The sequence below is a fragment of the Colwellia sp. 6_MG-2023 genome, from assembly GCF_030547765.1.
Taxonomy (GTDB): Bacteria; Pseudomonadota; Gammaproteobacteria; order Enterobacterales; family Alteromonadaceae; genus Colwellia.
In genome coordinates this window covers 65701-90053 of sequence record NZ_JAUOPP010000005.1, presented here as the reverse complement: position 1 = coordinate 90053, position 24353 = coordinate 65701, and the positions used below count along the sequence as shown (strand labels likewise).

26 protein-coding genes are annotated in these 24353 nt (G+C 35.2%); 15 read left to right on the top strand and 11 right to left on the bottom strand.

Annotated elements, in window-relative coordinates; all coding sequences use genetic code 11:
* Positions 1-46: 46 nt before the first annotated feature.
* On the top strand, positions 47-1576 hold the full coding sequence (locus Q4503_RS04900) for a metallophosphoesterase family protein (RefSeq protein WP_303601549.1): 1530 nt from the start codon (positions 47-49) through the stop codon (positions 1574-1576).
* A gap of 17 nt (positions 1577-1593) precedes the next feature.
* Here Q4503_RS04900 and Q4503_RS04895 read toward each other — a convergent pair whose 3' ends face one another.
* Positions 1594-2472, bottom strand: a complete 879-nt coding sequence (locus Q4503_RS04895) for a LysR family transcriptional regulator (protein ID WP_303601548.1) — start codon at positions 2470-2472, stop codon at positions 1594-1596.
* A 91-nt stretch (positions 2473-2563) separates the two neighbouring features.
* On the opposite strand from Q4503_RS04895, the gene Q4503_RS04890 reads away from it, so the two are divergent.
* From Q4503_RS04890 to Q4503_RS04875, 4 genes are all read left to right on the top strand, one after another.
* Positions 2564-2992, top strand: a complete 429-nt coding sequence (locus Q4503_RS04890) for a PACE efflux transporter (RefSeq protein WP_201294500.1) — start codon at positions 2564-2566, stop codon at positions 2990-2992.
* Positions 2993-3364: 372 nt separating this feature from the next.
* Positions 3365-4228 carry a GyrI-like domain-containing protein gene (locus tag Q4503_RS04885; RefSeq protein WP_303601547.1) on the top strand — a complete coding sequence of 288 codons (864 nt, stop codon included), beginning with the start codon at positions 3365-3367 and terminating at the stop codon, positions 4226-4228.
* Between the two features lie 57 nt (positions 4229-4285).
* Positions 4286-5686: an MATE family efflux transporter gene (locus tag Q4503_RS04880; RefSeq protein ID WP_303601546.1), complete on the top strand. Its 1401-nt coding sequence runs from the start codon at positions 4286-4288 to the stop codon at positions 5684-5686.
* On the top strand, positions 5676-5831 hold the full coding sequence (locus Q4503_RS04875) for a hypothetical protein (protein ID WP_215974046.1): 156 nt from the start codon (positions 5676-5678) through the stop codon (positions 5829-5831). Before Q4503_RS04880 ends, Q4503_RS04875 begins: the two co-directional genes overlap by 11 nt.
* Before the next feature lie 122 nt (positions 5832-5953).
* Here the strand turns inward: Q4503_RS04875 and Q4503_RS04870 are convergent, their stop codons facing one another.
* The 3 genes from Q4503_RS04870 to Q4503_RS04860 all read right to left on the bottom strand — a co-directional run bounded on the left by Q4503_RS04870 (position 5954) and on the right by Q4503_RS04860 (position 7921).
* Positions 5954-6370 carry a PACE efflux transporter gene (locus tag Q4503_RS04870; RefSeq protein ID WP_215974045.1) on the bottom strand — a complete coding sequence of 139 codons (417 nt, stop codon included), beginning with the start codon at positions 6368-6370 and terminating at the stop codon, positions 5954-5956.
* Positions 6371-6697: 327 nt separating this feature from the next.
* Positions 6698-7423: a siderophore-interacting protein gene (locus tag Q4503_RS04865; protein WP_303601545.1), complete on the bottom strand. Its 726-nt coding sequence runs from the start codon at positions 7421-7423 to the stop codon at positions 6698-6700.
* A gap of 42 nt (positions 7424-7465) precedes the next feature.
* Complete coding sequence (locus Q4503_RS04860) at positions 7466-7921, bottom strand: hypothetical protein (RefSeq protein ID WP_303601544.1); 456 nt, start codon at positions 7919-7921, stop codon at positions 7466-7468.
* Positions 7922-8024: 103 nt separating this feature from the next.
* Here Q4503_RS04860 and Q4503_RS04855 point away from each other — a divergent pair, with 103 nt between their 5' ends.
* A complete protein-coding gene (locus Q4503_RS04855) occupies positions 8025-8453 on the top strand; it encodes a MarR family winged helix-turn-helix transcriptional regulator (protein ID WP_215974042.1) in 429 nt (142 codons plus the stop codon).
* A 74-nt stretch (positions 8454-8527) separates the two neighbouring features.
* Here Q4503_RS04855 and Q4503_RS04850 read toward each other — a convergent pair whose 3' ends face one another.
* Positions 8528-9388: an AraC family transcriptional regulator gene (locus Q4503_RS04850; RefSeq protein WP_303601543.1), complete on the bottom strand. Its 861-nt coding sequence runs from the start codon at positions 9386-9388 to the stop codon at positions 8528-8530.
* A 143-nt stretch (positions 9389-9531) separates the two neighbouring features.
* Here Q4503_RS04850 and grxC point away from each other — a divergent pair, with 143 nt between their 5' ends.
* Both grxC and Q4503_RS04840 read left to right on the top strand, forming a co-directional pair.
* Positions 9532-9789, top strand: coding sequence for a glutaredoxin 3 (gene grxC / locus Q4503_RS04845; protein WP_215974040.1), 258 nt, complete (start codon positions 9532-9534; stop codon positions 9787-9789).
* A gap of 53 nt (positions 9790-9842) precedes the next feature.
* Complete coding sequence (locus Q4503_RS04840) at positions 9843-10325, top strand: YkgB family protein (protein ID WP_303601542.1); 483 nt, start codon at positions 9843-9845, stop codon at positions 10323-10325.
* A gap of 105 nt (positions 10326-10430) precedes the next feature.
* Here the strand turns inward: Q4503_RS04840 and Q4503_RS04835 are convergent, their stop codons facing one another.
* The 6 genes from Q4503_RS04835 to Q4503_RS04810 all read right to left on the bottom strand — a co-directional run bounded on the left by Q4503_RS04835 (position 10431) and on the right by Q4503_RS04810 (position 17612).
* On the bottom strand, positions 10431-11687 hold the full coding sequence (locus Q4503_RS04835; RefSeq protein ID WP_303601541.1) for a valine--pyruvate transaminase: 1257 nt from the start codon (positions 11685-11687) through the stop codon (positions 10431-10433).
* A gap of 175 nt (positions 11688-11862) precedes the next feature.
* Complete coding sequence (locus Q4503_RS04830) at positions 11863-13101, bottom strand: tyrosine-type recombinase/integrase (protein WP_215974037.1); 1239 nt, start codon at positions 13099-13101, stop codon at positions 11863-11865.
* A gap of 205 nt (positions 13102-13306) precedes the next feature.
* The gene (locus Q4503_RS04825; protein WP_215974036.1) at positions 13307-14533 is read right to left on the bottom strand and encodes an EAL and HDOD domain-containing protein; all 1227 of its coding nucleotides are present in this window, start codon (positions 14531-14533) and stop codon (positions 13307-13309) included.
* A gap of 88 nt (positions 14534-14621) precedes the next feature.
* Complete coding sequence (locus Q4503_RS04820; RefSeq protein WP_303601540.1) at positions 14622-15878, bottom strand: ectonucleotide pyrophosphatase/phosphodiesterase; 1257 nt, start codon at positions 15876-15878, stop codon at positions 14622-14624.
* A gap of 50 nt (positions 15879-15928) precedes the next feature.
* Positions 15929-16486 carry a phosphoribosyltransferase gene (locus Q4503_RS04815; protein WP_215974034.1) on the bottom strand — a complete coding sequence of 186 codons (558 nt, stop codon included), beginning with the start codon at positions 16484-16486 and terminating at the stop codon, positions 15929-15931.
* 316 nt (positions 16487-16802) lie between these two features.
* Positions 16803-17612 carry a sulfite exporter TauE/SafE family protein gene (locus Q4503_RS04810; RefSeq protein WP_303601539.1) on the bottom strand — a complete coding sequence of 270 codons (810 nt, stop codon included), beginning with the start codon at positions 17610-17612 and terminating at the stop codon, positions 16803-16805.
* A gap of 373 nt (positions 17613-17985) precedes the next feature.
* On the opposite strand from Q4503_RS04810, the gene Q4503_RS04805 reads away from it, so the two are divergent.
* From Q4503_RS04805 to Q4503_RS04775, 7 genes are all read left to right on the top strand, one after another.
* Entirely contained in the window at positions 17986-18966 is a 981-nt protein-coding gene (locus Q4503_RS04805) for a DUF1852 domain-containing protein (RefSeq protein ID WP_303601538.1), read from the top strand.
* A 100-nt stretch (positions 18967-19066) separates the two neighbouring features.
* Positions 19067-20110 (top strand): methionine synthase, encoded by a 1044-nt coding sequence (locus Q4503_RS04800; protein ID WP_303601537.1) that lies wholly within the window; start codon positions 19067-19069, stop codon positions 20108-20110.
* A gap of 417 nt (positions 20111-20527) precedes the next feature.
* Positions 20528-20953: a GNAT family N-acetyltransferase gene (locus Q4503_RS04795; RefSeq protein ID WP_303601613.1), complete on the top strand. Its 426-nt coding sequence runs from the start codon at positions 20528-20530 to the stop codon at positions 20951-20953.
* Positions 20954-21154: 201 nt separating this feature from the next.
* On the top strand, positions 21155-22153 hold the full coding sequence (locus Q4503_RS04790; protein ID WP_303601536.1) for a transposase: 999 nt from the start codon (positions 21155-21157) through the stop codon (positions 22151-22153).
* 241 nt (positions 22154-22394) lie between these two features.
* Positions 22395-23006 carry an FMN-binding negative transcriptional regulator gene (locus Q4503_RS04785; protein WP_303601535.1) on the top strand — a complete coding sequence of 204 codons (612 nt, stop codon included), beginning with the start codon at positions 22395-22397 and terminating at the stop codon, positions 23004-23006.
* 145 nt (positions 23007-23151) lie between these two features.
* Positions 23152-23508 (top strand): hypothetical protein, encoded by a 357-nt coding sequence (locus Q4503_RS04780; protein WP_303601534.1) that lies wholly within the window; start codon positions 23152-23154, stop codon positions 23506-23508.
* Positions 23509-23790: 282 nt separating this feature from the next.
* Positions 23791-24216, top strand: coding sequence for a GNAT family N-acetyltransferase (locus Q4503_RS04775; protein ID WP_303601612.1), 426 nt, complete (start codon positions 23791-23793; stop codon positions 24214-24216).
* The last annotated feature ends 137 nt before the right edge of the window (positions 24217-24353 follow it).

Here is a 24353-nt window from a genome sequence, read left to right as displayed (position 1 = left end):
TTGTGACGCTTTTCTATTAAGTGTTAGTACATTTTCAGGTGACTTTATGACTTCATCAACTTGTTTTTTTTGCTTAGCTCTACTCTTACTTATATCAAATGCCGCATTGGCTAATACGGCGCAAGTCTCTAAATCAGAAACCCCTTATCAATTGGCCTCTTCATGGCCAGATCGTATTATTGCCACAGCGACAGAAGATCCGGCGACAAGTATATCAATTACTTGGCGAACTAATAATATTACCGATAGTACTTATGGACAAATAGTTAAAGCAAATTCAGATGCCAGGTTTGATATGCGTGCCAGTACCGTTAACGCAATCACCAGTATTGTCTCTTTAAAACAAGGTAAAAATAATCAAGGGGAATTTAAGTACCCTGCCAATAATAAATTGCCCGATGTTAATTATCATGCAATTACCTTTAAAAACTTATCTCCAGATACCCTATATAACTACCGTGTTAGTGGTAGCAAAGGTAAATGGTCACCTTGGCAACAAATTAAAACTTCGTCGCTAACAATGAATAAAGATGTCGAATTTCTTTATTTTGGTGATGCACAAAACGGCATTTACTCTCATTGGCCCATGGTTTTACGACGGGCATGGAAAAGCGCAGCCAATGCTGAATTTGCCATTTACGCTGGGGACTTAGTAAACGAAGGAGCGAATGACAAGCAGTGGTCAAACTGGCTTAATGCTGGACGCTTTATACATGGCATGCTCCCTGCGGTATTAGTTGCCGGAAACCACGAATATGATTGGCAAATACAAGCTAATGAAAATACAAATACCAGTATAAAAACGAGTACAGAGGCGAGCACTCAAAAAAATTGGGCGCTTTCAACACTTTGGCAAGATCAATTCACATTGCCTCCTGCACCTACTTTACCTAATGCATTACAAGAAACTGTTTACGTATCACATTACCCCGATTTAGATGTTTTTGTACTTAACTCTGAAGCTCAAGGTGACGTTGCCTTGTTACAAGCACAAGCTGAATGGCTTGATGATCAACTACAACATAGCACCGCACAATGGCGAATTGTCACTATGCATCATCCAGTATTTTCATCTTGTGGTGTACCATTAAATACCCCAGGACAAGACGAGCCAGAAGTAAGAGCGGCTTTCTTACCTGTTTTATTAAAACATAATGTCGACTTAGTGTTACAAGGTCACGATCACACGTATGCGCGTGGCAGTATAGGTACAAAAGAAGATATTGCCGTATTGGCCAGACATTCGTCACCTAAAAAAGTTAAATCGGTATTTGTGACATCAGTTGCAGGCCCTAAAACCTATCCTCAAAAACCGACACGGTGGCAAGAATATAGTCATTATGGTGTAACTCTTGAACGTATAGGCGAGAATACTCCTACTTATCAGGTAATTAAAAAAACGAATAATAAGATAATATATCAATCGTTTACCACTGAAGGAAAGTTGTATGATGGTTTTACCTTAACCAAGGCATTAAGTGGTCAAAAGATCTTACAGGTCATTAACGATTTACCCGAACAGCGTACTTTTGACAACACCGGTAATTATAAAAGCCATCATGATTTAGCAGAGTAACTAAGGCAAGCAAGCTATTATTTATCCAATATATGAGTGACCGCATCAGCCAGCCATATCAAGGCTGGCCCTTTAGCCTTTTGTTTGGTCATCACACGTTCAATTTGCATAGGCCACGGCTTATGATCGAAGCTTAAATTCATGCGTACCATTTCACCTCTTTTTTCGTATTGTTCTGCCATATAAGCAGGAATATAACTCCACCCTAACCCTGCTTTTACCATTGTATTAACAGCATTAAAGTTACTTCCCCACCAAGTATGCGAAGATATATTTGGGCTTTGCGGCAAGGTTTTTTCATCAAGCCCTCTTGTCAATAATTGACGGTGGGCTGATAAGTCTGAAACGGTGACTATATTCATACTCGCTAGTGGGTGTGATGGACTCACAACGCCATAAAACGGCAAACTCCCTATGTAACATAAATCCACTTCTTTCGGGAAACCGATATTCGCAAACATTAGTCCTATATCAGCTCGTTCAGTATTCACCAAGGTTAATACATCGGGTGTTGAAACAGCATAAAGCTCCAAATTAGTACCAGGAAACTTCGTTGAAAAATCATTTAAAATATCGGTAACTACCGGAAGTAAGGCATCATCTAGCGCTATTTTAACCTCTGTTTCATGAAATAAACTTAATGCATTGTTTACTGAGTCAAGCTCATAAGTCTGTCGCAAAATTGCTTGAGCAAACGGTAATAATCTTTCCCCATGTGATGTTAAAGTTGGTTTACGGCTAGTACGATCAAACAATCGGGTATTAAGTTCTATTTCAAGGTTGGCAATCCCTTGACTCACTGCAGATTGAACCTTGCCTAACTTACGCGCGCATGCTGAAAATGAACCAAATTTTGCTGTTTCTACAAACATTCTCAACTGTTCTAAATTATACATATCACTTTTCCTGATAGTAACTAACTATATTCTTTCATAATGAATGATTATTATAACAACATCAATACAAAGCAACGAAAGGAAATTTAGCATGAACGTGCAAAGTATTAGTACAACAGAGCGTATTTTACACAGCGTATTATTTGAAGCGATTGCATTAATATTTATGATATATGCCGCAATGAATTTTATCGATGTAGATACAAAATCAGCCACAGGATTAGCTATGGGCCTGTCATTAATTGCGATGTTCTGGAATTATTTTTACAACTTAGTATTCGATCATATTTTCGGAGATGATCGCATCAATCGTACAATTAAAATGCGTATAGGTCATGGACTCGGCTTTGAATTAGGACTAACTTTCGTCACGCTCCCATTAATAATGTGGGTACTACAGTTAGACTTTTGGATTGTTGCCGCGATGGAAACAACCCTTATTCTATTCTTCTTGTTATACGCGATTATTTATAACTGGTGTTATGATCTAGCTCGTGTACGTATTATCAGTGCATTGTAGATTTTAACAATACACTGATAATACTAACTAAAATAGACTGACAATAAACTATCTTTAGCGAAGGTACACCATACTATTACTGGGTACCTTTGCTAGTTAAGTCATTAGAAAATAGTACACAGCAATACCACTCAATTACATCTCATGCAGCCATGCACTTATAATACGTTTCAATGCATCATAAAAAATCCTAAAGTAATGCTAATTACATTTACTGCATGTGTTTGTTAATTATTTTAATTAATTCAAAAATTAGCAATTTCAGTCAATATTTTTTCATGGCAACGTGTAATATCTACTTAAGATTAATAAATCTAAACTACATAGAGAATTAATTGCTAAGGCAATAAATAATGGGATAAGTCTTATCAAATGAGTAATTACGAACAAAATATTATTAGGGTATGTGATTATATAAATCAGAATCTTGATGATGACTTAACATTAGATCGATTAAGTGCAGTTTCAGGTTTTTCTAAGTTTCACTTTCATCGTGTTTTTTCAGCTTTCACTGGACTTAATTTAATTAAGTTTATTCAGATGTCACGCTTAAAGCGCGCGTCTTTTAGATTGGTATTTAAAGCTGACATTAAAATTATCGACATTGCTTTTGAAGCTGGGTTTGAAAGTGCCGAGGCCTTTTCAAGAGCCTTTAAGCGCGAGCTTGGACAAAGTCCATCTGAGTTTAGAAAATCTCCTAAATGGCTTAACTGGCATGAGAAAACAGAGACGTTAACCCTACCGTTAACTGAAAATACGGACGATAAAATGCATGTGAACATTGTTGATTTTAAAGAACAAAAAGTTGCGGCATTGGCACATTATGGTGATCCTAAACTTCATTACCAAACATCGATGAAGTTTGTTGCTTGGCGCAAAGCCAGCAAGTTATCACCAATAAAAACCAGTAATACTTACGGCATACCATATTCTGATCCTAATGTAGTAAAAGCAGAAGACTTTCATTTTGATCTTTGCGGCGCAGTTACAGTAGACATTCCCGAGAATGAGTTTGGTGTAGTAAATCAAATTATTCCTGCAGGACGCTGTGCCGTTATTCGTGATATTGGTAATCGTGATGATTTAAGTAAAGGCGTTTATTATTTATATAAACAATGGTTACCAACAAGTGGTGAACAATGCAGAGATTTTCCTGTGTTTTTTCATTATGTAAATTTTGTTCATGACGTGTCTGAACATGAAGTGATCACTGATATTTATTTACCAATTAAATAGTTTTTTATTTATGATCTTTTCACTGACGAGCTTTATCCCATTAGGAGTTAAATAACAATGCCCCACGCTAACAACATGTTTCTTGTCGGTTCACTACCGTCTGTGTTTATGAAAACCGCTGCACCTATCGTATTAATGATGTTAGTTAATGGGTCGTTTTCATTAGTTGATGCCTATTTTCTTGGTGAGTTTGTTGGTGCTCATGCTCTTGCCGCTGTTACTTCAGTATTTCCTGCTTTTATGTTACTTGTCGCTTTATCAAGTTGGGTGTCTGCGGGTTTTTCAAGTGTAATGGCAAGGTTATTAGGTGCTAATAAAAAGAATGAAGCTATATCCGCTTATGGTCAAGCGATTACGCTGTCTATGTGTGTTTGCATGGCGCTAATTGTACTTTTTTTAGTGGGCGGTGAGCACTTGGTGTTGTTTGTTAATAATGGCTCTGTAAGCTTATCTAGTATGAGTTATGATTACTTATCACCCATGATATTTTTCTCGCCGTTATTATTTATTCTTACTATTAATAGCGATAGTTTACGCTGTGAAGGACAGATGTCTTTTATGGCGGTTGTGCCTTTATTATCAGTATTCTTCAATATTGTGTTTAACTATATTTTTATTGCGATACTTGGCTGGGGAGTTATTGGTTCTGTTTATGGTACGTTATTAGCGCAGACCTTATCCCTGTTTGCCGTGTACTTATTTCGTCGTTACAGTAAAACCGCGTTAAAAGTTGCTATTGTGCGTTTCACTACAAACCGTAAGTTATGGTCAGACTTTTTAGCGTTAGGCGCGCCGACCAGCTTGTCTTATGTTGGTGTGGCACTTTCTTCTGCTTTTATTTTATACAACTTACAAATTTGGAGTGACGCGAATTATAGTATGACTGTTGCTGCTTATGGCATTATTACGCGAATTATGACCTTTATTTTTCTGCCCTTGTTAGGTTTAAGTATGGCGTTTCAAACGATTTTAGGTAATAACATTGGCGCAAAAGAATGGTTAAGATCAAACAGTGCAATTAAAATAGCCATTATCATCGCTTTTATTTATTGTGTATTTTGTCAGTTTGTTATTTTACTGCTTAAAAATCAGTTGGGCGGTGTGTTTGTTAACGATATCAATGTCACTACAGAAGTGTCGCGTATTTTACCTATTATGTCATCAGCCTTATTTTTATTAGGCCCATTAATGATGGTGGGTGTTGTGTTCCAAGCCATGGGCGATGCCAAAAGAGCTGCTATTTTACGGCTGGCAAAAGTATACATTTTCACCCTACCGTTGATATTTATTTTGCCACTATTGTTTGCAGAACAAGGCATTTGGTTAGCAGGACCAAGCGCAGAAATTTTAGCGCTGTTACTGACCATTACTGTTTTATATAAACGTAGGCAAAAATCAGGTAATCCATTTGGCTTGTTTTTTATAAGAAATAAGAAGCAGACAAAATATGAAAGCTGATCTCAACCAAGGTGTTTATTTAATTGTCGATGATAACAAGGGCTGGTTGTTGATGATTGATCTGCCCCCGATAAAACAAGGATGGCAATCGCAAAAACCTCGGCAGCTGAGCGCTTCCATGAAACAATTTAAGATTTTGGCCTGAAGAATGTAACAGGTTATATTGTTGTCTCAGTAAGTTATTCAAAGTTTACTGCAAGCGATAGACTTTATGAAACACATTTTACGAGACAAACTTTAACGTCTTTAGCATTTAAGCTAAAGACGTTATTTACTAAACCATTTTTGATAAGGCTGATAGCGGTCGTATAATATGTTAAATATTAAGGTGTATACCAGTATAAAGATTAGAAAACCTGCTTCTAAAATTAATGCGGCTATCCACGTTATATTTAAATACCAAGCTATTACTGGCAGTGTTATTGCGATCATACCCAGTTCAAAACCAACTGCGTGAATACAACGTGCAGCTAAACCTCTTGCTGAACGATTTATCCCCATAAAATTATCGAATATTATGTTGTAAATATAGTTCCAAAATACCGCAAATAAAGATAGTCCAATTGCCACAACTATCATTTTTTCTGCCTTAAAACCACCAATGATAACTGACGTAGGTATCAAAATAGAAAGTACTATCATTTCAAAAAGAATGGCTTGAAAGATCCGTTCAATTGTTTCCATTGTTCATCCATGCTTAATACCAATCTCACTAGCTATGTGATTATTTCTCCTTGCTAAAATCACCAACGACATCGTTATTTATTTAATAATTAGAACAACGAGTTATTGAAATAAATGTCTTTTATTTAGTGATTTTTTCTACGTATAAAATTGTTCACTTAATTAATGAAACTGGTATAAATATAAATATTCTGCCATTATTATCATTTATTTTTAAGCAATAAAATAGTTAGTTACTATCATATTAAGTGATACCACTATGGTTCTTGTAGGTCGCTATTTTCAAGTTTTACTGATAAATACCGAAAATATTAGGTACAACCTTAATTATCTTTTCTGATTCCAGTATGCACTAGCATAAAGTGTTGACTTATCATACTCACAATTATTGATTAAATGGCTTTTTAATTGTTTTACAACACTTGCTTCAGCAGCGATAAATATAGCAGTATCATTCAAATGATTACTTTGTGATTTAAGCCCATCTAAAAAATCTTCAGTTAACTTGTTTGGCGTTACCAACCAATGAATGTTTATTCCTTTAGGAGTTATTAATGTTTGCTTGTCTTGCTTATCAGGAATTTGTATATAAGCATGTCCAATGGCATTTTCAGGTAATTTATCCAAAGTTGCAGCAATGGCAGGTAAGGCTGTGATGTCACCAAAAAAAAGATGTTGCTTAGCATTGATATCAAGGTGCTTTACATCTCCTGGCCCTGCTATGCCAAGATAATCCCCTGCTTTGGCTTCAAGCGCCCAATTAGTAGCTAAACCTTGATGATCATTTACCGCAAAATCAATGGTTAGTGCTAAATTCTGCTTATCAAAAGATCTAACTGTATAAGAGCGCATAAATTTCTTAAAGCCGAAATGTAAGCCCAATTTAGGTTTTTTGCTACTTGAATTAGGATTAGGGAAAATAGCTTTAACATGAGCACTTTCTTTGTCTTCAGGGAAATCACTCAGTGATTCACCAGTTAAGGTAATTCTTTTCATATGTGGGGATAAATCATCTACCGATAATACTTGTGTCATACGCATTGCAGGTCCCATAATATCTTCCTATTTTTATCTATTAATTTATTAATCAATTGTTTAAGCAGGTACTTTTGCTATGTACCCTTCAAATTTTGGTTTTATGAACAAAGTCATTACCAGTGACAGCGTAAGCCCAACAGGTAATGCAAAAAGTAAACTATTAAAAAATAACTGTGAAAACTGAGCTGAAGACTCGTAGCTGCCATTTTTTACCGTAAGAACTACTGCTATAATCGACTCCATTATTATCGCCATTGAAATACCTTGAAAAAGATTCTTTTGTAAAGATGACCAAGCAAGACAGTATCGATTTATAAGCTTATTCATACCGATAAATAGAACGCCACCAACGGGGAGCAAAACAACCAACGCAAAAATAAATGAATTAACCCATGTATTAATAAAAGGTTGAGCAGGTGAAAGATTGACCAATGTCATAATCGCCGTAATAGTCCCAACCATAAAAAGCATGATTAAAAACATAACAAATAGGTTTTTCAATTTAAGTTGCATAACAGTACCCAATAAAATATAGTTGATAATGTCTACTATATTTTATTTTGGTTGATAATGTCAACTAATTTTTGATCTATACTGAATTTATCCGGGAGAGCCCATGGAATTAAGTGAAGCAATTTTTGGTTTAGTACACGCTGTGCGCAATAATATGAAGCAAGAAATAAAGCTATTATCAATTGATTTAGCGCCAATGCACCTGAAGTCGTTAAAAGTGATATCAATAATTGATAATTGCACAGGACAAAAATTAGCTGATTTCATGGGGCGAGATAAAGCCCAAATTAATAGATTAATTAAAGAGTTAGTTAGCCAAGAATTGATTACTAAAATTGATAATGAAAATGATAAACGTAGCCATCTATTAAAGTTATCTATTAAGGGAGATAAAATAATTGAGTTATTTAAAATCGCCGAAAAACGAGTATTCAATAAAATGGCAAACGACATTTCGCCAGAAAAAATTGATGATTTTATCCAGTTAACCCAAATACTGCAAAGTAACCTTAATCCTAAGAGCATTGAATAGGAATTAAAAGTTAACATTGAAGAGATAATAATATTGAGTATTAGAAATGTTTGCTTGAGGCTTTACAGCTAATACTAATTTTTCTTTTTTTGAGTTCGAAATTGTTTTGGTGTCATCCCAACGTATTTATTAAAGGTTTTTGTGAATGCACGCTCTGATTCATATCCCACAGATAATGCAATATCATCAATAAAAAGCGAGGTATTAGCAATCATCTCCTTAGACTTTTGAATACGTAAATTAGATAAATAACTAAATACAGTTTGTCCAACAAGTGATGAAAAACGTTTAGCAAATGCTGCTCTCGACATTCCCACGTTTTCAGCTAAGGTTTCAATCGTCCAAGGTTGTTCGAATGAACTATGTATTCGTTCTAGCGCTTTTGTAATACGTTTATCACGCAGCGCATGAAAAAATGAATGTTCTTCTTGTCGTCCAAAGTTGATTCTTATTAACTCAACTAATACAACTTCAGTTAACTTATTTACAATGATCTCGTTACCCGGACTTTGTGACATATATTCAGAGCTTAATTGATTAAATGTGCTTTTGAGCCATGTATGTTTCTCAATTTCCTCTTCACGCACAATGGTTACTTGCTCAAATATATTACTCAGAGGGCTTAATACGTCATGCTGAAATGAACAGTCTCCACATAATAATAATGTTGTATTCTCATACAAAAGTGCCTGACTCATAGGCGGTTCACTAGACAGCATATGATCAATTCCAGGTCCTAAAAATATTAAGTCACCTGCACCCAACTGCTCTACTCTATCCCCAATAGTCACCCAACATGCACCACGCTTAATTAAATGAAAACTTGCTGTGGTTTTATTTTTGAATTCTTTTGTCCAGGGTGATTCTATTTGGCTACAAAAGTAGACGCTACCTCTGACTCGTAATGAAGTCAAAATATCGCTGAGTATTTCCATAAGTTTCTCTAAATACATCATTAAAAAATTAATTTTAGACGATTAGTGTACAAAGTAAAGACTTTCGCACGTTGTTGGGATTTTAATAACCGTCATAATAGACTCATCAAAACGACATAGCAAAACAACTACAGAGGTATCTGATGAGTAAAATAGAAATTTATAGCAAAGGCTACTGCCCATATTGTAAACAAGCAAAAGCTACCTTAGCTAGCCTAGGCCTTCAATATCAAGAGTATGAAGTAACAAACAGTAAAGCACTTCAATTAGAAATGCGAGAACGAAGCCAACGAACCACTGTTCCGCAAATTTTTATTGATAACCAGCACATTGGCGGTGCCGATGATTTTCATAAAGCGCTAAGAAGTGGTGCGCTAAACAAATTTTTACAGCAACACTAAAATAATTATTAAATAAAAAAACTAATACGTAGATATTAAAAAAGGAATAAATAATGAACACAGCAACTATACATCACAACACACAAGGTCGCGCAGAAAATATTACAAAAATCGGTGAAAATACAATACGATTTTCAATAGCTTTGGTACTTATTTGGATTGGTGCAATGAAGTTTAGTGCCTACGAAGCGGGTGTGATTGAAGGGTTAATAGCGTCAAGCCCACTTACATCATGGCTTTATAGCATATTTAGTTTACAAGGTGCTTCTAATTTTATTGGCACTGTTGAAATTGCCACAGCTGTCGCGCTTTTATTAACACCATTAAATCGTATCGTTGGTATTGTGGGCAGTTTAGGTGCAATCGCAACATTTGCAGTAACGTCAAGTCTATTATTAACAGCACCCGTTTGGGAAGCTTCTTTGGGCGGTTTTCCAGCACTAAATGTAGTACCTGGGCAGTTTTTGGTTAAAGATTTAGTTTTATTAGCTGCATCTGTTTGGTTACTAGGTAAAGCACTAAGTGTGAAAAAGTAAATTACTATTTTGATTCAACTCTAACATAATAGTTTTTATTAAAAGCCAGCGACTAATCGTTGGCTTTTTGTGCTCTACATCCGGTCCTAAATATGAATAAGCCTACTATATCCCTTGGTAAGCCTTCATAACTTCTTCTGAAATAATTTGAATGCCCTGCTTTACTTGTAGTTCAGGTTGAACATAAGAAACACGTAAACATTCACGTTTATGAGACCATTCATCATCAATTCCAACAAAAAAATCATCACCTGGTACGACTAAAACACCACGTATTTTAAGGCGTTGGTACAACTCATGACTTGTTATTGGTAAGTCTTTAAACCATAACCAAAGAAAAATTGCACCTTCAGGCTTATGTATTCGATACGGCAGGTTTCCAAGATATTGACGAAACCAGTTAGCCGCTTTGTTAGCGCGCTCTTGATAAAAAGGTTTAATGTAATCTTGCGTGATAGAAACAATTTCACCGGTTTTAAATAACTCTTTAGCTAATGCTGGGCCAAGTGAACCACAAGATAAGTTAACAATGGTATTAACGTTGGTATAGTTTTCAATAACCTCTTCATTGGCAATAACAATTCCTGTACGTAAACCAGGTAAACCCATTTTTGAAAGGCTAAGGGTTAAAATTGTATTTTGATTCCAGTGAGGTGTTGCTTCGGTAAAAATGATATTTGGAAAAGGGAGACCATAAGCACCATCAATAATCAGTGGTATATTCTTTTCTTTAGCTAATTCATCTAAATGATTGATTTCTTCATCAGTAAGTACATTTCCTGTTGGGTTAGCAGGTCTAGAAACACACATTGCCGCGGTTTTGTCAGACAATGCTAACGTTGAAAAGTCTACATGGTATTTAAATAAGTTATCATCTAACAGTTCAATTGATGGTCTAGTTGCTGTAAAGAAGTTTTCATTTACGCCAATATCTTTATACCCTATATATTCTGGAGACAAAGGTAAATGAATGGAATGGTAATCGCCATTTGGCATAGAGCCAGCAAACATATTATATAAAATGAAAAAAGCTGATTGGCTACCATTAGAAATTGCAATGTTATTGTGGTTAAGATCCCAACCAAATTGTTTTTTCAAAAAACTAGCCACTGCGACACGAAACTCTTTGTCTCCTTGTGGAGACTGATAAACGCCTAATATACTTTGTCTTTTTATAGGATCAGCTAAAAGTGATTCTAATTTTTGTTGGAATACTTTTTCAACTTCAGGTAACTGACCTGGATTTCCTCCTCCCATAAATATCATATTGGGATTTTCATCAAGGGCATTGCCTATATCATCCATTAATCCGACTATGCCGGATTTTTGGGTAAATTTTTGTCCAAATTTAGAGAGTTTCACAAGTAAAAAGTTCCTATTAATACAGTAACGATATAAATCAAATAATTAATTAAACTGAATGATGGTAACAAGTATGACTGACCCTGAATAGCTATCCAATAATGCTTGTTAAAAACGAACGAGTATACCCTTGAATTAACTTGCAAGTTGAGCGGTAAAATTATACCAATAACGATTAATCCACCTTTCTTTTCTTACCACTTTCAGCTCTTTTCTTATTCTCTGACTGTACATAAATTGTATCGGTTGTGCCCATACTGGCATGGCCTAAATCTTCTGATAGATCTTTCAGTGCTCTACCACGCTCAATTTCCATACTCGCGCCAGTGTGTCTAAGCCAATGCGTGGTTGCTTCTTTAAGTTTTACCGCTCGGTCTTCACCTTCAGCTTGTTTCATTCGTGTAAAGGCATGATCGAATATATCTTGTACTAACCGTCGTAAATGCCTTGTTGTCATGCCACCTTGGCCACGTATTTTTTCAACTAAAACATTATTATCACCGCTGGTAGGTAAGCCAGAAAGACCTCTATATAAACGATACCGTTGTAAAAAGGGAATAAAATCAGAGGGAACGGTTATATCACGCAACTTTCTTCCTTTACCAAATACTTTTAACCACCAGTTTTCGTCTTCATCTTGCCAGAAATGTCCCATTGTTGGAGACCAATTATCTCGCTCTGATAACTCTGAAATTCTCAAAAACAAAGTCTTTAAGCTAGCGATTACAAATAAATTTCGCTCATATATTGGATCTTCATCAGCAAGTTCAATAGCAGTATCTAATAAGTATTGCCACTGTAAACTTGAGAGTCGTTTAATTTCTTTAACTTGGGTGTCAAAGATGAAATGCTTACAATCTTTTTTAGCAATCTGCGCTGGGTTGCCATAACAAAACTCTTCACCCATTAAGTAATTATAAAATACAATAACGGCTGTGAATGTTGAGGTTAAGGTTTGTTGTGACGGACGATATTTCTTTTTATCAATTTCCTTTATTGTCTGGCTTTTAGCCGCTTGTATTTTAAATGGTCGCCATATTTCATTAATAGTAAAGTAACTATTTTGTAGCTTAAAACGCTCTTGATTACTGGTGCCAATCCAATTTATTGCTGGCTTCCAACAAAAATCTGCATAAGTAAGAATATCTGATTTACGTAATTCATCTATCGGTGTTTTATTTTCTAAAAATGACCATAATAAAAATTTTTCAACTTCATTTCTAAACCTATCAAAGGTATGTGCTGATTTATTTCTACCGGTGTATTTTAGAAACTCCTTGCCCCATTCCCAATGAACTTTACACCAAGATGGTAGTGTATTGATAAAGTCATCTAATTCTGGATAGTTTTCAAACGTAAAATCGCACAATTCGATATAAGTGGGAAATAATGGTACAGGTATTGTTTTAGACATGAATACATAATGAGAGGAAACTTTGATATATTCTAATTAGCCTCAGCTATTATGTCCAATACTAAAGAGAAATAATGAGTTCAAATAGGTTGTTGGATGCCTTGCTAATTCATTAATATAACTGAATTTTTACAAGGCAATATTAGAAAGTGGTTAAGGCGGTAAAGCAATAAACTGAAGGCCTTTTACCTTATAAGCATTAACTTTAAATATCGAGATCACTACACCATTGACTCGCTTTTAAAAACTCAGCTTGTACAACGTCTTTGTCTAATGAGTACTGATTTAAAATATTCGTTAAGGTTTTATCAATAGTTACCTGTTCGTGACCTAAAATATAACTCGTTGTTAAATCGAGTAACTGGCCCAATAAACCTTCATGCTTCACTAAAGCCCTTTCAATTGGCTCTGCTAAAGGCATCGTTTTTACAATTTCAGAAATAGGCATAGATAACATTACTTCAATAGAGCTAAGTAATCCGGTGATAAAAGCAAAGTCACTAACCGGTTTAAAGGTATCATTATTACTTAATGAGTACATCATTTTCGCGGTTATCAATGCTTGTTTACATACTTCATCGGTCGTGTCAGATGTTAGATTAGACAACGCAAGAATAGAAACAAAGTGCCTTAGTTTTTCTTCGCCTAAATAAGCCGCCGCTTGTTTCAATGATGTTATTTTAACGCGAGTACCTGTAGCAACATTATTAACTAATTTCAATAAACCAACGGTTAAGTTTACATCGTGACTAATAATCTCTGCTACGCTGTCATAGTTAAGTGGTGAATTAAAGGTTTCACTTAACAAATGTAGCATTTGAGTTTTTATTGGTGCAAGTGTTTGCCCTTTAATAATTTCAGGCTCGTGATAAAAATAACCTTGAAAATAATCAAAGCCCACTTCAGCAAGTGTTTGTTGTTGATTTCTTGTTTCTACTTTCTCTGCCGCAATGGCAATATTAAATGCTCTCATGCGAGTAACAGCAGGTAATAAACGTTTAGTATTGATTTTTTCAATATCAACTTTAACAATATTAATGTATGGAAAAAGTACATCCCAATGCAGTGCTAAATCATATTGCGTTAGTGCAATCATATAACCTTCGTCATGATAAAACTTGATTATTTTTAGTAGCTTGTTAGTTGGTTTTTCATGACCTACTAGCTCTATTACTATAGAGTCTTTATCAAACATTAAGGGGAATTTATGAATTAGGCAGTTTTCGGTGAAATTAATAAATGACAGCTTGCCCATACTAATTGTTTTAATATCACCATGAATATGATTTTGAATAATCAACTTAGAGCTGGCAATATCATGATCAACTTCGGGGAATTTATTATCAGGACTGTCTCTAAACAATAGCTCATAACCAATAGTTTCTGAAGTATCGTTAAAAATTGCTTGTCTCGCGATATAAGTATTTTTCATTGCACTACATTATTATTGTCTTTTCCTTGATCTCAAGACTAACATTACTACATGAAATTGCTAGTAAAAATAACATACTATTAACTTTTTATTTATTTTTCATAATAAGTGGCATTAGCACTTCCTTATTACCATCAATCGTTGATATTTTTTTGAGATTTAACAATTCACTCATAAAGGAAAAAACATGTATGTTTTCAAATGGTTCCACCTCAATTCCTTTTGCGATATTCGCGCCTGAAGCGATGAATATTCCAGCTAAACTTTTTTGGTTTTTTGGATCATAACCATGAGCACCAGTAATTGTTAATTTTTTGTTATATTTCTCCTTAACAAAGGTTGCAGGAGGAATTGCTTCAATAATAATGTCTGGCACAAGCGTAATATCTTTAGCTAAATGCCAATGCTCAGGATAACTTCCTTTAGCGTACAATTGATAAAGACTAGACTGCTGCTGTACTAATTTTAGTTTTAAGTTCTCAATTACTTGTAACTGTTCTGCTGGCTGCTTTAATTTTAACGGGTTAAAATAAAGAAATTGTTGGGTATCGTTACTTGCAACAATAATAGCGCCCGATTTAATAAGTTTAATCGTTTCTTGATCAAACACCATTGATGGTTTTATCGCTTTATTCTTGTCAACTTGTATCATGCCATGATCTGACACAATAATAAGATTTACCTCTTGGTCTATATCATTTGCTAATGTTGAAACGAACTCTCCCAGCAGCTTATCAATGTCAGCAATAGCCTTCGCAACCTGCTTCGACCTAGGGCCATAATGATGCCCTGCACTATCGACTGTTGAGAAGTAACTGGCAATAAAATGAGGTCGCTCTGCTTGCGGTAGCTCTAACCACTTAATTATTTGTGTAAACCGCGCTTTATTTGAATCTTTTTTATTGAACGGAACATTATAGGTCGGTGTTTTTCCAATAACTTCTGATTCCGGCCAAAAATATACAGCGGCTTTAATATCTTGTTGCATTGCAACGTACCAAAAAGGCTCGGCTGTTAACCATGCAGGGTTATTTTTTCCCGCACCTTTTACGTATTTCTCACCTAATGTAGGATTGTAAAAATTATTATTACTAATGCCATGGTTGATAGGGTAAGAGCCGGTAATAATCGACAAGTGATTAGGAAATGTCTTACTCGGATATACAGGAAGCAGTTCGGCAACAGTACCAGACTTAGCTAAAGCAAGCAGATTGGCTGGTTTATGTTGTTCAAGGTATTCATATGAAAAACCATCAATTGATAACAAAATTACAGTAGGTTTTTCAGATTTACTGTAAACTGAGCAGGAAAGTAGTAATGCTACTAAGCAAGAAAGAAAACGCATTCGGTTATTTCCTATGTAATTTAGTTATCAATTTAATTAACGAAAAAAGCCTAAAACAGGTCTTTAATATTCGCTAAGTCTGATTTGTTTTTAGCAATTTCTTCTGGTGTTAAACCAGATAATTCATGCGGGAAGACTAACCATTCGTCAGATTCATAAACAAAGTAATCAGGCGTAATATCTACTTGTTTATTATTAGGCTTATACCAAGGGCAAGCAATTCGCACATCCGTTGGCATATTATTTCTCATTGTTAATTTCAATTTTGCAATAAGCGCTTTAATACTACGACCAGAATCAAAAACATCATCTACAATTAACAAGGCATCATCTGCATTGGCATTTTCAATAATATAATGTAAACCGTGAACCGTAATATCTTTACTTTGTTTATTAATACCGTAATAAGAAGAGGTACGCACAGCAATATGATCCGTATCGATTTTTTTATAATCAAAGTATTCTTGAACAGCGATACCAATTGGAGCACCACCACGCCAAATACCAACAATAAATTGTGGTCTAAAGCCATCTTCATATACTTTTGCTGCTAATCGGAATGAATCTTCTAGTAACTCTTGTGCCGTAATATATTTCTTATCCATCAATAATAACCCTAACTTTTAATTTTGAGTATTATAACGCGATTATTCAGGTTTTAAAATTATTTGTCTAATTAGTCAGGTTTTTATTTTACTCTTAATATTTGGCACTTATCGCGTAATGGAAAATAATTTATACATATAGATTGTTACATCGTTATTACACGGTTATTTCATTAACTATTTTACTAAATTTAAACCTAACAATTCATCCATATAGTTATTTAACTGCTGTCATTATCAATGGGTAAATTCATAAAAAGGATAAATTAATTATGTATCACAGCAGAAAAAATCAATAAGAGCGCACTTGTAGCACCTATTAGATAATCATATTTGCAGCCATGACTAACAATAATCCTGCGAATATTTTCTTGATCGTTGAAACAGGTAAATAATGAGTAGATTTGGCACCTAATGGGGCCGTAAACCAAGAAGTACAAACAATACCTAATAGGGCCGGTAAATAAACAAAGCCAGCAAAACCATCTGCTAAATTAAAATGAATACTACCTGAGCTGATATAACCAATAGAGCCAAATAAGGCGATCACAATGCCACAAGCAGAAGCACAACCGATCGCTTTTTTCATATCAATAGAGAAAAAGGTTAACAACGGCACTAAAAGCGCCCCGCCACCAATGCCTATCATGGCTGATAATGCGCCAGTAATCGTAGTAAAAAAGGTTAACAAGCCTTTATTGGGCATTTGGCGTTCTGTCGTAGACTCAGCTTTAGTGCTGCTGTAAAACATCTTTATCGCAATAAGTACCACACTTACAGCAAACACGATACGAACAATTTTTTCTGGCAATAATGCAGCCATAAAGCCACTAATAAGCGCACCAAGAGCTACACCTGTCATTATCCAAGGGGCTAAGTGCCATGGAACATTACCATTTTTATGATGAGCAATTGCTGATGAAGTCGATGTAAATAATATCGATGCCAAAGAAGTCGCTACCGCAACAATAACCACTTGCTCAGGTGGTATTATTTCAAAATGTAGTAAAAAAACACTCAAAATCGGAACAATAACTAACCCACCGCCAATACCTAATAGTCCAGCTAAAAAACCAACAACACTGCCTAATAACGCGCAGTATGTAATTAACAATAATAAATCACTCATTCAGTTCACTTTTTAATATAATCAAAGGGTTATTTCGCTACATAAAATGTAGTTATGTTTGCAGTAGGCGAAATAATATAACTGACAACACCTAAAACATTCAATTATATAGGCCATGAATTTTTCTCATAGGGCATGTGAAATAAATGCGCTTTTCATCACTTACTAATCCACGTATAAATTACCCAGCGCTTAACACTGATTGATATTTCAAATGACTATTAATTAGTTAACAAGGCAGCAAACGCTACAAACTTTGAAGACAACAGATCTTGATAATTTCTCACTGATTAAAGCAGAAAGTAAATTAACAAGTCTAGCAACAGCGAACATAAATTAGGTTTTAAATTAGACAATTGGATACTAGATCACAATGAATAACGACTTCACATTTACTATTAAAAGCATTTGTCTTGATGAAGACTATCAACCATCAGACAATACCCGTATCACCACTAATTTTGCTAACTTAGCAAGAGGAAGCTACCGTCAAGCAAACTTGCGCAATGCTTTAAAAATGATTGACAATAGTTTTAATGCGTTAGCACATTGGGATAACCCAAAAGCTGATCGTTACTCGGTTAAACTTGAAATTGTGTCAGTTAATGTTGATATTGAAGGCAGCGGTCAAACCTTCCCTTCTATTGAAGTCTTAAAAACAAATATTGTTGATCATAAAACTAATAAACGTATTGAAGGCATTGTAGGAAATAACTTTTCGTCATATGTTCGCGACTATGACTTTAGCGTTTTACTGCAAGAACATAATAAAAATCAAACCAAATTTAGCATTCCAGAAAATTTTGGTGTTTTACATGGTAAGTTATTTCAATCTTTTATTAATTCAGAAGCTTACAACGATAACTTTACTAAAAAACCTGTAATCTGTATCAGTGTTTCTGATAATAAAACGTATCACCAAACTGAAAATCAGCATCCCGTATTAGGTGTTGAATATCAACCCAATGAAACATCATTAACTGAGCAATATTTCAAAAAAATGGGCTTGCAGGTACGTTATTTTATGCCGCCAAATAGTGTTGCACCATTAGCTTTTTACTTCTTTGGTGACTTACTTAATGATTACACCAGTCTTGAGCTTATAAGCACAATCAGCACTATGGGTACTTTCCAAAAAATTTATCGACCTGAAATTTACAATGCAAATGCGGTTGCAGGAAAGTCGTATCAACCAGATTTAAAGAACCTAGACCATTCCTTAACGCAAATTGTTTACGATCGAGAAGAACGTAGCCAGTTAGCTAGTGAACAAGGAAAATTTGCTGAAGAACACTTTATCAAACCTTATCAAACGGTGCTTGAGCAATGGTCTGCTAACGTTAACTATGCTTAAAAATATAGTTAATCATTACGTTGATATATACATTAAGCAAAAATTGAACAGCTAAGTTAAATACTTAGCTTAATAACACACATATAAGACATTATTTATTATGAAAGCCCTTTTTAACAAAACCATTTTACCTACTTCAACGGCAGGCAGCTTACCTAAACCAGCTTGGCTCGCAGAGCCTGAAAAACTTTGGTCACCTTGGAAATTACAAGGTAACGAATTAGCCGAAGGCAAGCACGATGCATTACGCTTATCGTTATTAGATCAACAACAAGCAGGCATTGATATTGTTAGCGATGGTGAACAAACCCGCCAACATTTTGTTACTACCTTTATTGAACACCTTAATGGCGTTGATTTTGAGCAACGCAAAACGGTTAAAATTCGCGATCGCTATGACGCGAGTGTACCAACAGTGGTAGGCCCAGTTTCTCGTCAAAAGTCTGTTTTTGTTGAAGACGCTAAGTTTTTACGTAAGCAAACCAATCAACCAATTAAATGGGCGTTGCCAGGTCCTATGACCATGATAGACACCCTTTATGATGATCATTATAAAAGTCGTGAAAAACTTGCTTGGGAATTCGCCATTATTCTTAATCAAGAAGCCAAAGAATTAGAAGCAGCGGGTGTTGATATAATTCAATTTGATGAACCTGCATTTAATGTATTTTTTGATGAAGTTAATGCTTGGGGAATCGCCTGCTTAGAACGCGCCATTGAAGGACTTAAATGTGAAACAGCTGTGCATATTTGCTACGGCTACGGCATAAAAGCTAATACCGATTGGAAAAAAACCTTGGGATCTGAGTGGCGACAGTATGAAGAAGCTTTTCCTAAGCTGCAAAAATCTAAAATTGATATTATCTCACTCGAATGTCACAACTCTCATGTGCCAATGGATCTACTTGAACTTATTCGTGGTAAAAAGGTGATGGTAGGTGCAATTGATGTTACTAGCCATACTATTGAAACACCAGAAGAAGTTGCCGACACCTTACGCAAAGCGTTGCAATTTGTAGACGCGGATAAGCTATATCCTTGTACTAACTGTGGTATGACTCCCCTACCGCACCATATCGCTAGCGGCAAATTAAAAGCGTTAAGTGCAGGTGCTGAGATCATTCGTAAAGAGCTAGCTGCTTAGCCTATGCCTTACCCTTACTTTATTAAATTGCAGCGGCTTCTGGCCGCTGGAAACTAAAGAACATAGTTACAAATTCTATGTTCTATGTTCTTTAGTCTATTTTCTTGAAATTCTCTTTAGTAAGCTCAAAAGGCGCTAAATATCCTTCTTCAATAATGACATCAACTCAAAATTCTTAACCCATTAATCAATTTATTTTATCCTTAAAAGGATATCTGCTTAGCGCTGTAAGTTAAGTAGAAGGTAAAATGCCTTCGTTCACACATCAACAAGTCGGGTTTGTTTTTAACTTATTGATCTACTGATTACAATCAAGTAATCTTTTTAAAAATACAATAATGGATGATTGATACTTTCTTGTAGAAAGAAGGTATGTCACCTCATAGTAAGTTGTTATGCTTATAAAAGGAGTTAGTGTTGATTTCAGGTTATAAAATTAGTTCTGAAATAAGTGATATGGATATTTCAGTGATTCATGGGTACATTACTAGATCTTATTGGGCTGAAAATATTCCATTGAATACCATGGAGACGGCAATTAATAATTCATTATGTTTTGGTGTGTTTACTGATTCAGGAAATCAAGTAGCTTTTGCTCGAATGATTACAGACACTGCAACATTTGCGTACTTAGCTGATGTTTTTGTTTTAGAGGAACATCGCGGCAAAGGTATTAGTAAATGGATAATGAAAAATATTATTGAACACCCAAAATTGCAAGGTATTCGTCGTATGGCTCTTGCGACAAGTGATGCACATGGATTGTATGAACAATTTGGTTTTAAAGCATTAAGCTCCCCAAAATCATTCATGGAATTACATCACCCGGAAGTTTACAAATAAGCATAACAAGTCGTTAAGTGTCCAGGGAGGCGAGATGATTGAAACAACTTGCCATTGTGGGCATATTACACAGCGAATCAAGTAGTAAATATCAGATATTTTGATAGAATAAAAAGTAATAAAAATAGGACACCCATACTTTCTTGAATAAATAAGAACTCCTGACTATGTTTATAAAGTAAACACATAAGGAGTTTGATTATGACCCAATCTCGCCGTCAGCAAGTTTCATTACAAGACACCCGTTACTATCACCTAATCTCTCGTTGTGTGCGCCGCGCTTACTTGTGTGGTGAGGATGCTTATAGCAAACAAAGCTTTGAACATCGTCGTCAATGGATGGTTGATAGAATTCGTTTCTTAACCAACATATTTGCTATTGATGTGGCAGCTTATGCCGTGATGTCGAACCATTACCATCTTGTGGTCTATGTGGATGAAGAAGCCGCTTTAGGTTGGAGTAACAAAGACGTGTGTCAACGTTGGCTAGCCCTTTATAATAATCATCCGCTAGTTGAGCGTTGGCAACAAGGTACTAACAGTGGCGAAGCTGAAACTGAAGCGGCATTAGCGATTATCGCTAAGTGGCGGCAGCGTCTAAGTGATTTATCTTGGTTAATGCGTAACTTAAATGAATACATCGCCCGTAAAGCAAATCAAGAAGATAACTGTAAAGGTCGATTTTGGGAAGGTCGCTTTAAATCTCAAGCTCTACTAGATGAGAAAGCAGTGCTAGCTTGTATGGCTTATGTTGATTTAAACCCCGTTAGAGCTAAGATGGTCAATAGTGTGCAACAGTCACAATTCACGTCAGTCTATGAACGTATCCATGATAAAGCGAGTGAAGTAGATAAGAAGCAACAATTACCCTTCTCTCATAAACCACTGCTTGGCTTTATTGGTAATGAACATAAGCACGCAGTGAAAGGCATTACTTTTTCGCTGTTAAATTACCTAACGTTGGTGCAAGAAACAGGTAAAGTAATTAGAGCAGATAAAGCCGGTCATCTTGATGCTCAAGCATTGCCAATACTGAATCAATTAGGGTTATCTAATTCACAATGGCTTGAGTTAGCACAACGGTTTGGTAAGCAATACCATCAAGCGGTTGGCACGATTGATGAACTCAGCGCTTTTGCCATGCATACGAATAAAAAATGGATAAGTGGACACCGACAGCAAGCAACTATATTTCGGTAGTCTCACCTCGGTTAACCCACCAGTAGATTGTTAATTGCTATCTTTTTTTGTGCTGCCTGAAATTCAGTAAAATGACTCTGCAAAGTATGATTTAAGAAAATAAACCTATAATGATTGTTAAGTTATGTTTTGTATGATTAAAATAACAGAAAGAATACAAAAATTAACTTAGGTAATCAAACCTTGGGTGTCCGATAATTTCATCTTGATAATTTCTGGCGTTAGCAGCCAAAGGGTAGTTATGCATATACCAGATAAATGGAACATGGGTTCTTTAGATAAGATTCACCAATTTATTAGTGAATTTGGCTTTGCTACGATTATTTCTAATGATCTAGAAGCTTCACACCTCCCTTTAATATCCTTTCCTAATGAAGGTAGTAATGGTGTACTTTATGGACATTTTTCTAAAACCAACAGTCATTTTAAATCAATAAACAATTCAAAAGTTTTAGTGATCTTTTCTGGTCCACACGCTTACATATCACCAACCTCTTATGATAAAAAACCAGCTGTACCTACATGGAATTATAGTGCGGTTCATGTATCAGGAATAATTGAATTCACGGATGATGAAACTACATCTAGTATGCTTGAAGCCTTAGTGAGTAAATACGAACCTCAATTACAATCTAATAATGTTATCCCCGATGAATTTAAAGATAAACTCAGCAAAGGTATCACTGGTTTTAAAATAACTATTTCACAATTAGAAGGTAAGGAAAAATTGGGACAACATCGAAGTATTGAAGATCAGCTCGGTGTAACTGCTACTTTGGCTAAATCAGACAAAACAGATGAAATCGAACTATTAAAATATATGAAAAGTAGGAATATTGGTATTGGCAGCTAACAAGCCAATGAAGCGGGACTAAAACAGTTTGCTCGGTTCCGATGCCCTACACATTTTAGTAAACAATTATCAGCCCTTTAAATGGACGTTAGGTTTATACATGCTGTCAATTAAAGTAAATTATATTTGGTCGGAGTATATCAATGTGATAACTGAATTTGCTCCAATTAATTTATATAAAGAAAAACATGGGAAATTCCCCTCAAGCAAAATAAAAATAAGTTTGTGGGACAAGATAGTTGCTCACTTATTCGGTTCATTAATATTTGCCATAAAAGTCAGGAAAGTTGGGCTATGTACTTTCAAATTTTGTGCTAATGGCTTTGAGCGTAAATCGAATTTAGGAGATAAGTTTATTCCTTGGGATAAAGTTTTACACATTCACCAATTAACAGACGCTTATCTAATGGAATTGGAGCAAGGATTTATTCCTTTACCTTATAGATGCTTTGAGAATCACCATACTGAATTTAAAAATCTTATTTCAAATAAGTTTGTTTAATGAAATTAACAAGAACAGTCGTTCAAATTATTTTTAGATGCCAACAAGCTTTATCCTTTTACTACCTAATTGCCTATTGCCCTACCCTCATTTCTATAAGAAAGAAGGCAAAAAGCCTGCTTTACACATCAACCAGTAGGTCTGGTTTTTTTAACTTATTGATCTACTGGTAACAATCAAGTAATCTTTTTAAAAATACAATAATGGATGATTGATACTCTCTTGTAGAAAGAAGGTATGTCACCTCATAGTAAGTTGTTATGCTTATAAAAGGAGTTAGTGTTGATTTCAGGTTATAAAATTAGTTCTGAAACAAGTGATATGGATATTTCAGTGATTCATGGGTACATTGCTAGATCTTATTGGGCTGAAAATATTCCATTGAATACCATGGAGACGGCAATTAATAATTCATTATGTTTTGGTGTGTTTACTGATTCAGGAAATCAAGTAGCTTTTGCTCGAATGATTACAGACACTGCGACATTTGCGTACTTAGCTGATGTTTTTGTTTTAGAGGAACATCGCGGTAAAGGTATTAGTAAATGGATAATGAAAAATATTATTGAACACCCAAAATTGCAAGGTATTCGTCGTATGGCTCTTGCGACAAGTGATGCACATGGATTGTATGAACAATTTGGTTTTAAAGCATTAAGCTCCCCAAAATCATTCATGGAATTACATCAGCCGGAAGTGTACAAATAAGCATAACAAGTCGTTAAGTGTCCAAGTAGGCGAGAAGATCGAAGCAATTTGCCATTGTGGAAATATAGCAATAACTACAAATAAACTACCGGAATCAGTAACAAGTTGTAATTGCTCCCTATCTTATCGTATTGCAG

Bases quoted from the DNA above. Each gene is read 5' to 3' on its own strand.
- Q4503_RS04900 (WP_303601549.1), top strand. From the start codon at position 47: ATGACTTCATCAACTTGTTTTTTTTGCTTAGCTCTACTCTTACTTATA.
- Q4503_RS04895 (WP_303601548.1), bottom strand. From the start codon at position 2,472: ATGTATAATTTAGAACAGTTGAGAATGTTTGTAGAAACAGCAAAATTT.
- Q4503_RS04890 (WP_201294500.1), top strand. From the start codon at position 2,564: ATGAACGTGCAAAGTATTAGTACAACAGAGCGTATTTTACACAGCGTA.
- Q4503_RS04885 (WP_303601547.1), top strand. From the start codon at position 3,365: ATGAGTAATTACGAACAAAATATTATTAGGGTATGTGATTATATAAAT.
- Q4503_RS04880 (WP_303601546.1), top strand. From the start codon at position 4,286: ATGCCCCACGCTAACAACATGTTTCTTGTCGGTTCACTACCGTCTGTG.
- Q4503_RS04875 (WP_215974046.1), top strand. From the start codon at position 5,676: ATGAAAGCTGATCTCAACCAAGGTGTTTATTTAATTGTCGATGATAAC.
- Q4503_RS04870 (WP_215974045.1), bottom strand. From the start codon at position 6,370: ATGGAAACAATTGAACGGATCTTTCAAGCCATTCTTTTTGAAATGATA.
- Q4503_RS04865 (WP_303601545.1), bottom strand. From the start codon at position 7,423: ATGGGACCTGCAATGCGTATGACACAAGTATTATCGGTAGATGATTTA.
- Q4503_RS04860 (WP_303601544.1), bottom strand. From the start codon at position 7,921: ATGCAACTTAAATTGAAAAACCTATTTGTTATGTTTTTAATCATGCTT.
- Q4503_RS04855 (WP_215974042.1), top strand. From the start codon at position 8,025: ATGGAATTAAGTGAAGCAATTTTTGGTTTAGTACACGCTGTGCGCAAT.
- Q4503_RS04850 (WP_303601543.1), bottom strand. From the start codon at position 9,388: ATGGAAATACTCAGCGATATTTTGACTTCATTACGAGTCAGAGGTAGC.
- grxC (WP_215974040.1), top strand. From the start codon at position 9,532: ATGAGTAAAATAGAAATTTATAGCAAAGGCTACTGCCCATATTGTAAA.
- Q4503_RS04840 (WP_303601542.1), top strand. From the start codon at position 9,843: ATGAACACAGCAACTATACATCACAACACACAAGGTCGCGCAGAAAAT.
- Q4503_RS04830 (WP_215974037.1), bottom strand. From the start codon at position 13,101: ATGTCTAAAACAATACCTGTACCATTATTTCCCACTTATATCGAATTG.
- Q4503_RS04825 (WP_215974036.1), bottom strand. From the start codon at position 14,533: ATGAAAAATACTTATATCGCGAGACAAGCAATTTTTAACGATACTTCA.
- Q4503_RS04820 (WP_303601540.1), bottom strand. From the start codon at position 15,878: ATGCGTTTTCTTTCTTGCTTAGTAGCATTACTACTTTCCTGCTCAGTT.
- Q4503_RS04810 (WP_303601539.1), bottom strand. From the start codon at position 17,612: ATGAGTGATTTATTATTGTTAATTACATACTGCGCGTTATTAGGCAGT.
- Q4503_RS04805 (WP_303601538.1), top strand. From the start codon at position 17,986: ATGAATAACGACTTCACATTTACTATTAAAAGCATTTGTCTTGATGAA.
- Q4503_RS04800 (WP_303601537.1), top strand. From the start codon at position 19,067: ATGAAAGCCCTTTTTAACAAAACCATTTTACCTACTTCAACGGCAGGC.
- Q4503_RS04790 (WP_303601536.1), top strand. From the start codon at position 21,155: ATGACCCAATCTCGCCGTCAGCAAGTTTCATTACAAGACACCCGTTAC.
- Q4503_RS04785 (WP_303601535.1), top strand. From the start codon at position 22,395: ATGCATATACCAGATAAATGGAACATGGGTTCTTTAGATAAGATTCAC.